Annotated in this window: 7 protein-coding genes and 1 pseudogene; all 8 read right to left on the bottom strand. The window is 57.9% G+C overall.

The genetic code is table 11. The features are described 5' to 3' along the window. Positions 1–6: 6 nt before the first annotated feature. Positions 7–1218, bottom strand: coding sequence for a glycosyltransferase family 4 protein (locus ABJK70_RS13785; protein WP_347258252.1), 1212 nt, complete (start codon positions 1216–1218; stop codon positions 7–9). Next, entirely contained in the window at positions 1211–2077 is an 867-nt protein-coding gene (locus ABJK70_RS13780; protein ID WP_086133646.1) for a glycosyltransferase family A protein, read from the bottom strand. Before ABJK70_RS13780 ends, ABJK70_RS13785 begins: the two co-directional genes overlap by 8 nt. 17 nt (positions 2078–2094) lie before the next feature. Next, complete coding sequence (locus ABJK70_RS13775) at positions 2095–2937, bottom strand: glycosyltransferase family 2 protein (protein ID WP_347258251.1); 843 nt, start codon at positions 2935–2937, stop codon at positions 2095–2097. Positions 2938–2959: 22 nt separating this feature from the next. Then, positions 2960–3955, bottom strand: a complete 996-nt coding sequence (locus tag ABJK70_RS13770) for a methyltransferase domain-containing protein (RefSeq protein WP_347258250.1) — start codon at positions 3953–3955, stop codon at positions 2960–2962. Between the two features lie 274 nt (positions 3956–4229). Then, positions 4230–5561, bottom strand: a complete 1332-nt coding sequence (locus ABJK70_RS13765; protein WP_347258249.1) for a lipopolysaccharide biosynthesis protein — start codon at positions 5559–5561, stop codon at positions 4230–4232. Continuing rightward, positions 5542–6798 carry an O-antigen ligase family protein gene (locus tag ABJK70_RS13760; protein WP_347258248.1) on the bottom strand — a complete coding sequence of 419 codons (1257 nt, stop codon included), beginning with the start codon at positions 6796–6798 and terminating at the stop codon, positions 5542–5544. Before ABJK70_RS13760 ends, ABJK70_RS13765 begins: the two co-directional genes overlap by 20 nt. Before the next feature lie 811 nt (positions 6799–7609). Next, positions 7610–9844 (bottom strand): polysaccharide biosynthesis tyrosine autokinase, encoded by a 2235-nt coding sequence (locus tag ABJK70_RS13755; RefSeq protein ID WP_347258247.1) that lies wholly within the window; start codon positions 9842–9844, stop codon positions 7610–7612. Positions 9845–10103: 259 nt separating this feature from the next. Then, positions 10104–10329: pseudogene (locus tag ABJK70_RS13750) on the bottom strand (sugar transporter); the annotation flags it as partial.

Genomic DNA, 10329 nt, shown 5'->3' with positions numbered 1-10329 from the left:
AAGAGCTTATTCCGGCCTGCAAAGAGCTATTTCCTGAGACGAAGCGTTCGTATTGGAGCCCTTCAGCACCCGCCAGACCTGCTCGCCAAGCCTTACCGGATCGAGATGCGTCTCGACGTACCGTCTAGCGTTTTCCGACATCCGTTCCCAGTCCATTCGGCTCAACGACTGCGCCCGGCGCAGGATTTCGCATGCCGAATCTTCGCTGCGGTCGAAGATGAAGCCGGCGGCCATGGCTTCGACATGATCCCAAGCCAAGCCTCTGGCGACCAGGACCGGCCGTCCAGCGGCCATGGCTTCGGCCACCACGTTGCCGAAGTTCTCGCGCATGCCGCCGGTTTCCTCGAGGCCGGACGGAAGCGCGAGATAATGGCTGTCCGCCAGCAGCGCCGCGACCTCGGCCTGTCCGAGATAACCTCGATAACGGATGGCCCCGCCGGCCTGCTCGACCAGAGCCTGAAATTCCTTGAAATAAGCCCCGTCCACGCTGCGTCCGGCGACCACTAGGCGGTCGGCTTCGCGCCGGGTCCTGAGCCAGGCTCGGATGAACGCGTTGATGCCTTTTTCCTGCTGAATGTGGCCGAGAAAACAGATCTGTATGCCTTCTCCCTCGGGATAATCCGCAACCGTCACGCCCCGGCTGTCGATGCCGTTCGGAACCAGCAGGATGCGGGCATCCTCGCCGAGGACATTCCTGACCCCTTCCGCTTCGGTCTCGCTGGTGCAATGAATGGCGATCGCTCGCCGTAACGTGGGAAACGTGAGCCATCTATAGAACAGCCACTTGTGCGGTTTCCGCCGGCGGATCAGGGCGACGTGCTCGGGCATCAGACCGCCGTGCACCGCAACCATGAAACGGCGTCTAAGCAGCACGCAGAAGATGGCCGCAAGCGTGGACGGCCAGGTGGCGATGCCATGGATATAGACGACCGGCGCCTTGACGCACAATCCGAACAGCTTGGGGATGGCCCCGAGCCCGAACCCCCAGCGCTTGAACCCATAAGACCGGTACAGACCGACCTCCACCGTATCGCCCAATCGCACGTCCGACGGTTCCAGCCGGCGGTCGATCGATTCGCTGGAGGATACCAGCGAAATCTTGAGCCCCGACTCCGCCCATGCCTTGGTCAAGACCGCGGCCGTTACCGATACGCCGCCATAACCTTTGGCGGGAGGAATGTGCGTCGAAACGACCCCTACATCCATCACATTATCCATGGCCGTATCTCCCATATGCGCAAAAGCCCCGCCATACGCCGATCAAATTGTTATAGGAATAAACGAACCTTTTCCGATTCATCAATACCGCGGCCACCATCATTTTTATCACGGGTGCGACAAACATTTTTCTCGCAATGTAATACAGCATCGACAAATCATATTCGTTCGTGAACTTCCGGATATAGGCGCCGACCCCTGCGGAATACAAAAGCATCCTGTCCGTGCCGACTTTATAATTGTCCTTATCGGCATGATATATCTTTATGTCCGGGTCATAAAAAGCCTTGTTTCCGGCGCGCAGCAACCGGTAAAGCAACTCGAATCCTTCGGCGCCTGGATATTTGCCCCCTATTCCGAACTCGTGATCCAGATAAAACTCGCTCCGATCCATCCTTTTCAGGTTGAAAAAGTGGGTAAACTCGACGCCCATCATATAGAACTGGGAGAAATATCTGGGCCATTTCGAATTGACGCCTATACTGAACCGGGTTTCCGAAAAATCGTAAGAACCGGCCGATAAAATGGCGATGTTCGGTTTATCCCGGAATTCCTCGACCACTTTTTTCAGAACGTCTTTTTCGTAAACGCAATCGTCGTCGGGAAATGCGATGATATCCCCTTGCGCAAAGCGGATGCCGTAATCTCTGGCTCTCGAATTTCCCTTGAAGTCCACTTTTATGTGATTTACCGGAAAGCGGGTCTTGCAGGATGCGATGACGGAATCTATTTTTCCGTCTCTGTTTTGGTCGATGACAATCAGCTCGAAATCTCGATAAGTCTGATTCTGCAATGAATTCAAGAAATAAATCAGTTCTATATCCCTTCCAAGCGTCGCTAGAATAAGTGAGCACTTCATAGCAAATACCTCCTCCTTTATTCAAGGATGACTTTCGAGCAAGGCGTCACGCCCTCCGAAGAAACCGGTTTCCGATTGGCGTCCGCCTTTGCTTGCAGGTATATGGTGGCCTCATACCAGGTGAACATCAGAGCGAACTCCAGCCCTGCGGCGCCGTCCAAAAAACCCCGCCGCAGTACGAAGTGATACAGAAATCTGGCGAATATCCTGAATACCGAGCGCCCGAGCCAAACGCTCAAGCGGCCGCGCGCCGTCATCACGGCTCCCGCGGTGGGATGCAGCCTCACTTCCTGCGCCGCTTTGCCGACATGCTTGTGCATCCATTCGATGATTTCGCCGTGATAGAAATAATGGTCGTAAGGAATGGGCGAATACGAAATACGGCAAGTATCGAGCACGGCTTCGCCATGACCGGTATGATTGGTAACGAATTTTGCGGTATCCCTGCGCACCAGTCTCGGATGATAAATCGGGTAACCCGGAGCGTAATCGAGCCGTTTCCCGCGCAGATAAAGAATCGACGGCGCCATCACGACATCGATCGAATCCGAGGCGGCGATCTGCGATTCGAACCAGTTATAGAATCTAACCGGATAAATCTCGTCCGCGTCGACGAATAAAACCCAGCGGCTTCGGATATTGCAGCGCTGCAGCGCGAAGTTGCGCTGCTCCGCGAAGCCCGGCCAGGGATTTTCGTAAACCGTGCAGCCGCGCTCTTTCGCGATCGAAATCGTCCGGTCGGTACTCCCGGAGTCCACGATCACGACGGGGTATCGGTTGGGTATCCCGTCCAGGCAACGGGGGAGATTGTCTTCCTCGTTCTTGGTCAAAATCACGATGGTCAGCATACGATTATTCATTTCATCTCTTCCGTTGAACCAGCTACGATTTGACGGCGTATACGCTGATATACGTGCCCATTCCCAGCGAATTGACAACTTGCGAAAACGGCTTTTGCAGGTTTATCACCAGGGATTCCAGAAAAGACGACAACATCTGTCCGGCTTTGATGCGTTTTGCCAGTGCCTTCGGTTGAATTCTGGTTGTCTGTTCCATTTTCACCACCTTAAGTCCGTTATGTTCGAGCAGTAATCTCAAACCTTTTTCCGTAAAGTAATTGACATGTTCCGGCACCCATAAACAGGCATTATCCTGAGTACCGAGCAGTTTCACGTTAAACGATTCGAAATTGGGCACGGCACAAGCCAGAACGCCGCCCGGTGCCAATAGTCCGGATACTTTCCTGATCGCCTGTTCCGGTCCCAAAAGGTGCTCCAGCACCTGCGACATCATGACTACCCCATAAGGTTCTGAATCCTGAAAGGAGTCGAACATGAGAGGTATCGGCTCGTCCCCGTTGAGCTCCTTGAAAACGGCATTTTCATATCTGCCGGGATTGATGCTGACGGTGCGATAACCTTCTCTTCTGAGGGCCTGCGTGTAGAATCCGAAACCCGAACCGATATCCAGCGCTCGTTTGTTTCCCGAACTGTTATACCGATCCGCATCGCGCGCCATGCGTGCGGCGTCGACCGTGATGTTGGGGAATTTCGCTTCGCGCGCGAGGATGTCCGCGACCGTCACCGGTTCGGTAAGCGCTTGGCCCGAGTATTGGTAAATGGTTTTCAGCCAATCCGCATGAGGCGGCCGATTCAGAAAACCGGTACCGCAATCGGAGCAGCGCCAGATATGAAAGGTCTCGACGCTGCTGTCCAGGGTGTACTGGTAACGCTTCCTTCGCCAAAAGCGTAGATTCTCGCTGCCGCAGGCAACGCATTCCCGCAGAATGTCTCCGTATATGGCGGAACCCGTCGATGCCAGCACCGCATCGCTCTCGTCCCAGGCGATATCAGAGAAAAAATACAGAGGTACGGGCATTTACCTAACTCCTATGGAATACGAGGTTGTGAAGAAACCTACTGCGCGGCCCGCCTCCACTCCTGCGATGCTCAACGTACTCCAATGTACGCCTGCGCTTGTCATGCCGCACGTTCCCTGTGCGGCACCCTCCGGGGGCGGCACTGCCGTGCAAATCGGCTGTCGTGCCGATTTGTCGGCGCGGAGGCGGGCCGCTCGCTACGGTTTTTCACAACTTCTGGGTTGAAATCAATTTCGAAAGGCGAATCTTCCAGATTCGGATCATCCGCTCCGTTCAACAACTTGTAGCCTCGGGCTCCGGATACAAGCCCTCCCGCCGAGCCGCGCCCATCATCCGCCAAGGCCTCGCCAGCATGGCCATGACGAAGGCCTCGATGCCGAAATAAACGGGAGCGGCCATGGCCGCGCCAATCAGGCCGTATTTCTGAATCATTAAGGGTATGGCGACGGCGGCGGCGATGGCCCCGCACAAACGGCCGACCAGCAAGGGCCGCGTCCGCTTGACCGCCAGCAGAGGTTGCGAGGCCACCATACCCAAGGCTTGCAGCGCGCAACCGGCCCCGATGATGGGCATCAGTACGGCCGCGGAGTGATAGCTCCCCGCCAGCAGCAAGCCGGCCACCCAGTCTTTCAGCACCACCAGGGCCACGACGCCCGCTATGCCCATGGCGGCGACGCAACCCAGCCAAATCCAGAAGATCTTGAACGCCTGCTCTTTCCGGCCCGCCGAGAAATGCTGAAAGTACACCGGCTGAAAAGTGCGCAACAGCACGATGGCGCTACGGTTGAACGCCTCGTTGGTCAGGGTGTATGCGGCCGCGTAGATGCCGACATCCGCCGCCGTCATCAAATAGCCGACGATATACCGGTCGCCCAGGCCGCTGAACCAGGACAAGAGTTCCATCGGAATCAGCGGCACCGCATAAGCCCTGACGTCCCGTTTGAGGTTCCCCAGAACTGCCGAACGATGCCGGATCCTTTTGCTCCGTTTGGGCCTGTGAACGAACGACCAGACCGTATTTGAGGCGATACTGGCAAAGGCATAACCCAAAAGCACCCAGGCGGCGTTCGGCCCCCAGTACCACACCAGCAGAATGGCGAACAGCGGCCGCAGAATGCCGTCGCTGGTCTGCCAAAGGCTGGCTTCGCGCTGCCGGCGTTCGCCGATCAACAATTGGAATCCTATTTCCCGGCGCACGGTAGCTAAAAAAAGCAGGGCAGCGACCCCGAACAACCAGGGATCCAACCCGGTCATCTGGCTGTACGCCGCCCCTCCGAACGCCAGAAAAAACACGGCGACTGTGCTTGAACGCGCGGCCAGACCGCGGACGACCCGGTGCAACGCCGACCGCTTGCCCGGTTCCAGACACTCCGGCAGCAGACGCATTCCCGCACAGATAAACGGATAGGCAAAAATGCCGACGCCGAGCGCCACGATGCCGGTCAGCAAGGCGACCTGGCCGTAAACCTCGGGCGAAACCAATTCGGTGATGATCCGGGTGCCCAAAAGAAGCACCACGCCCGACCCAACCTGGCCGAGCAATGCCCAAGAGGCGTCTCCGAAGATTCGCCGTCCCGACGAGGGTTTAACGGATTTGTTCGCCATAGCCGCGGTAACTCGCCGCCGTCGCCCGCGACGGCTGTAAATTCGGCGCACGCGCGGTTCCCACGACCGCGCCCCACAGGAACATCAGCATCGCATTCTGGGGAAAATACTCCCAAAGATTGAATGGCAAACCCGCCACGACAATGAAGGTCATCGCCAATCCCTTTTGTGGATAACCGGACATTTTGGCGGACATCCAGACGAACACCAGATAAGCCAAGAGGCCGATCAAGCCGTACCCGTTGAGCAGAAAAAGATACAGGCTGTCAGAATCGAACTGCCCCGGAAAATGTTCGGCGCCGAACAAAACGTTGATGGTGTTGGAACCTAGCCCGAGCCCCCAGCCGAACAGAAGATCCGGCATGTCATTGATATTGTTGCTCAGCATTCTTTGCCACAGCGCGATGCGGCCGTCCTGCGTGGGATCGGCATCGTCCCGGCCGCTCAGCAGCGGACTCGAAGCCAACAGCAGTGCACCAACCGCGAGCGCCGGCGCGGGCAGAACCAGGGCCCAGCGGTCGCGGGGACGGACCTTCGAAAAGAACTGAAAGAAAAGAACCAGGAAGGAACTGAGCAGCGCCGTCCGAGAGCCGCTCAGCAAGGCCAGGAAGGTGGTCGCATACATCCATTTCCGGACGTTTGGGGCTTCGGCCAGCGCAAAGAAAAGCGTACAGGTCGACATCGCCGCGCCGAACAGATTGGGACTGACGAAAGTGCCGAACGGACGGCCGCCGCCCAGAATCGACACGCCGACCAGAGGCGGCGCCCACAGCGCCTGGGCAATGGCCAACACGCCTTGCAGGACGATGTAATAACGAAGGTAAGACGTGAACTTCAGAATAACCGTCTCGGCCGCGCCCAGCCGCGCCGTCATGAAGCCGATCAGCGCCAGCGGCAGGTATTCGAACACGCGAAGCCCCGACATCGGCACCACCAGCGGCAAATCCAGAAACAGCGCGTAGGCGACCTCGAACAGCGCATAGCTCGCGACCACCGCGAGAAAAGCGAACATCGAACCGGTCGCCGCGCCGTTCCAGAACCGCCGTTCCAGCACCGCATAGCCGACCACGACCACCAGCATCACTTCGCGCAAGATACGCAACCCGAAGTCCTGCTCTCCGTAAACCTCCTTGACCCCGTTCCACGCCGATTCGACCTGAGGCAGCGAGGCAAGAGCCGACACGCTCACCAGAGCGATCAGAAGTACGGGTAGGTCTTTTTCGAGTCGGATTTTCATCGTTTATAAAGTTTCTTGGCTGTTTGCAGTGCCAACCAAAGCTCTCTTTAATGGTGCCGCTAATGCGGCGGGTTATTTGGATGCGGGTCTCGCCCCGCCGGCGAGATACTTTTCTTTGTGCGGCCAAAGAAAAGTACCCAAAAGAAAGGCCGCCCGAATGGCGCCCCTAATCCTGCGCTTCTCGCCTCGGACCGGGGGCGACCGAAGGGCCATCCCTGTCCCTCGGTCGCCGCGCGCGATCCCTCGCGCGCCCTTTCAGGCTGTTCCGGTCCGAGGCTCCGATGCTCGGGGTCGCCATACGGGAAGGAGACCGAAATCCTTTTTATCGAACAATGGTCAATCCCGAAACAGACTACTGTGAGGCGATTGCCGATCTCGCCAGTGGAGTGTGGATAGAGTTGTTTAAGCGGACAAGGACGTGTGTTTTCCTCCCGTTTGCCGCGCCGAGCACCGGAGCTTTCGGCGGGAATAACCCGTAAGGGGCGCAGAATGGATTCTGCGCGGCGATCGGGGGCCAAGGATGGCCCTTCGATCGCCTCTCGCCGAAAGTGAGGAGTGCAGGAGACAAGCGGCAACCGGGCGGCCTTTTCTTTGGCTACTTTCTTTTGGCCGAGCAAAAGACCAATTCGCCAGGAGCGAATTGGGACAGCGGAACGCTGGCCCGAAGGGCGAAGTCCACGGACGGACTTCGCAGCGTAGCCCGCGTGCGGGGCGGCACCCCGCTTTAAAACAAATCCCCGCCGAAGGCGAACATCTATGTGCTTGCCTAACATCAACCAGCTTCCTCACGCTAGAAAAAACCAAAATCCTTTTAAACCGCCTTCGGATACGCATACCCGTAATACGGGTAATACGACGACCCTTCTTTCATGTCGTTCATGATGAAGCCGTTCGGCTTGATGCCCACGTGCTGGAATCGGCGGAAGCTGACCTCCAGTTCCTGCGCGGTGTAGCGTCCTTCCTTGACCACCAGGAAGGTGGCGTCGGCGTGTTTGCCGATGATGGCGGCGTCGGTGGCGCCCAGGATTGGCGGCGAGTCGATCACGATGTGGTTGTAGAAGGCTTTCAGGTCCTCCAGGATCGCGTCCAGGCCGCCAAGCACCAGCAATTCCGCGGGGTTGGACACGTTCCGCCCCTTCGAGATGAAATCCACTCCCACCTCGGGAAGGCTGGTGATCGTCTCGGCCAGAGAAGCCGTACCGGCAAGGAGATCCGAGAGCCCCTGTTCTTTCTGAACGGAAAAGGCTTCATGCAGCCGACCGTTGCGGAGGTCGGCGTCGATGATCAGCACCCGTTTCCGGATGCTGGCCAACAGCGCAGCCAGATTCGAACTGACGAAAGATTTACCCATGCCGGGCGCGGGACTGCTGATCATGATGATCTTGCTTTCGCCGCTGGCGAGTGTGGCTTCCAGAGTCGTCCGCAGGGCGCGCAACGATTCGACCGAAATGTCGTGGGGCGCCTGGCTGGCCAGCACCGCCGGTTGATCCTGATCGACCAATCTCGCCAGACGCTTTTGCTTCTTGCTGTGCGGTATCGCCGCGTAAAGGGGAATCCCGACCCGGTATTCCAGCAGTGCCGGGTAATTGTCGTGACGCTGCAGCGAATTGCGCAGGAATACGATCGCCGCCCCCAAGGTCATGCCCAGCACCGTGGCTATGGCGATAAGAAGCATCGGCTTAGGCCAGTGCGGTTTTTCCGGGATAACGGCAAAATCGACGATACGGGAATTGCCGATCGATCCCGCGGCGGCCACGCGCTGTTCCTGGGCACTGTTCAGCAGCGAGGTATACAGCTCGGTATTGACCTGCACGTCGCGCGACAGGCTCACCATGTTTTGCTGCGTGCGCGGCAGCTCCTTGATCCGCTTGTTGAGGTCCGCCAGCTTGCGCTCGACCCGGCCGATCTGGGCCTTGGTCGCCATCATGTCGGGGTGCGCGTCCGTAAGGCGCTGGGTCTGTTCCTCGTACTTTTGTCTGAGCTGGATGCCCAGGGTTTCCATTTCCGCCGCCTGCTTCAAGAGCACCTCGGCCTCGGCGGAGATGTCGACCGCGCCGTGTTGCTGCCGGTATGCGCTCAATGCCTGCTCCGCCCGTTCCAGACGCTCCTTCACGACAGGCAACTGGCTTTCGAGGAAGGCCAATTTTTGCCCGGCTTCCGCCGATTCCCAGTTCACCGTCGCATTTACATAGGTCGTGGCGATGTCGTTGACCGATTTGGCGAGCTGCTCAGGCTCGCGCCCCTTGAGTTCGACGTTGAGAATATCCGTATCCTTGGAGGCTTCCTTGACGGTGAACGCCTTCTTCAGTTTTTCGATGGCCGTCAGTCGGCTTTCCCGGGTCAGATCGAAATAAGTGCCGGGATGGGCCTTGAGTTCCGAAACCTTGATCACGACCGGTACGGCTTCGCCCACATCGATCTCGACGCTGTCGCCTACCCGTCCCTCGCCCACCGGTTCTCCCTTGGGGTCGAGCAGTTGAAAGCGCCCGCCGTCCAGAGCGATCAGGGTGAAGTCTTTTCCCAGATACCGATCGGGAACGGTGAACTCGGCGACCTTGATCCTCTCGCCGCCGAAGGCCCAGCGGTTGAAGCCCCACCAGGCGCCGGCCACGCCGTCATGCGGATCGTGCCAGCGCGCGAGCGTCTCGCCGATCAGAGGAAGATACCTGGGCGTGACCTCCACCGTCAGATTCAGACCGTCGACGACCTTGCCGAGAACCGAACGGGATCTCAGGATTTCGACCTCCCGCTGCGCCCTCGGATTTTCGGCCTCGGCCGGAGACTTGCTGGCCTCGCTGCGGAGCGGGGCCGTGAGCAGTGCCTTGTTCTTGTCGATCCGCAACAGGGCATCCGCCTTGTACGTGCGGGGCGCGAAGATCAGATAGACCACCGTCACCGTCAATATCGAAAGCAATGTCAGAAGGATGGTTTTCTTGCCTTCGAGCAACAGATCGACATAGTCCCTGATGCTGACGCTCGGCTCCTCGATCCGCGACAGGTTCGGCGGCGGGAGCAGGCTAATCTCGTTATGTCCGTGCATATTCATGACTCAATCCACATATCGATTCGGTTGAAAGAGACTGAAGTCCATTCGTATCTTCGAAGCCATTTGCCGGGAACAACAAACGCCCCTTCGATTTCACGCCGGCCAGGCTTATCTCGGACGAACCGTCAGTTGTAGGTCGGCAACCCTTTGCCGACGAAGGTGCCGGTAGTATCCATTAGCGTCGGGAAAGGATTCCCGACCTACTGCGGGTTCTGCTTCGGGAGAGAAGTCGAAAGACGAAGCGCTTCCGGCAACCGGGCTAGAACCCATAAAACGCCCCTCGGGTCATGACCTGGCTAAAGGACGACGGCAGCAACTGGTTGAGTACCCTCGACCATTGAGTGACACCCGCCGTACCCACGAAAACGATGTCGTGCGGCTGCAGCGAAAATTGTTCGGCCAGAATCATGGCATCGGGCGATTCTCCGTCGAGCTGAAAAATTTCCGGCTTGGTCTGTCCGGCCCGAATGACGTAAATCTCCTCC

Source organism: Methylocaldum sp. (assembly GCF_039794385.1).
Classification (GTDB): Bacteria; Pseudomonadota; Gammaproteobacteria; order Methylococcales; family Methylococcaceae; genus Methylocaldum.
The sequence above is the reverse complement of the archived record's forward strand: the minus strand, read 5'-3'. Positions and strand labels throughout refer to the sequence as shown.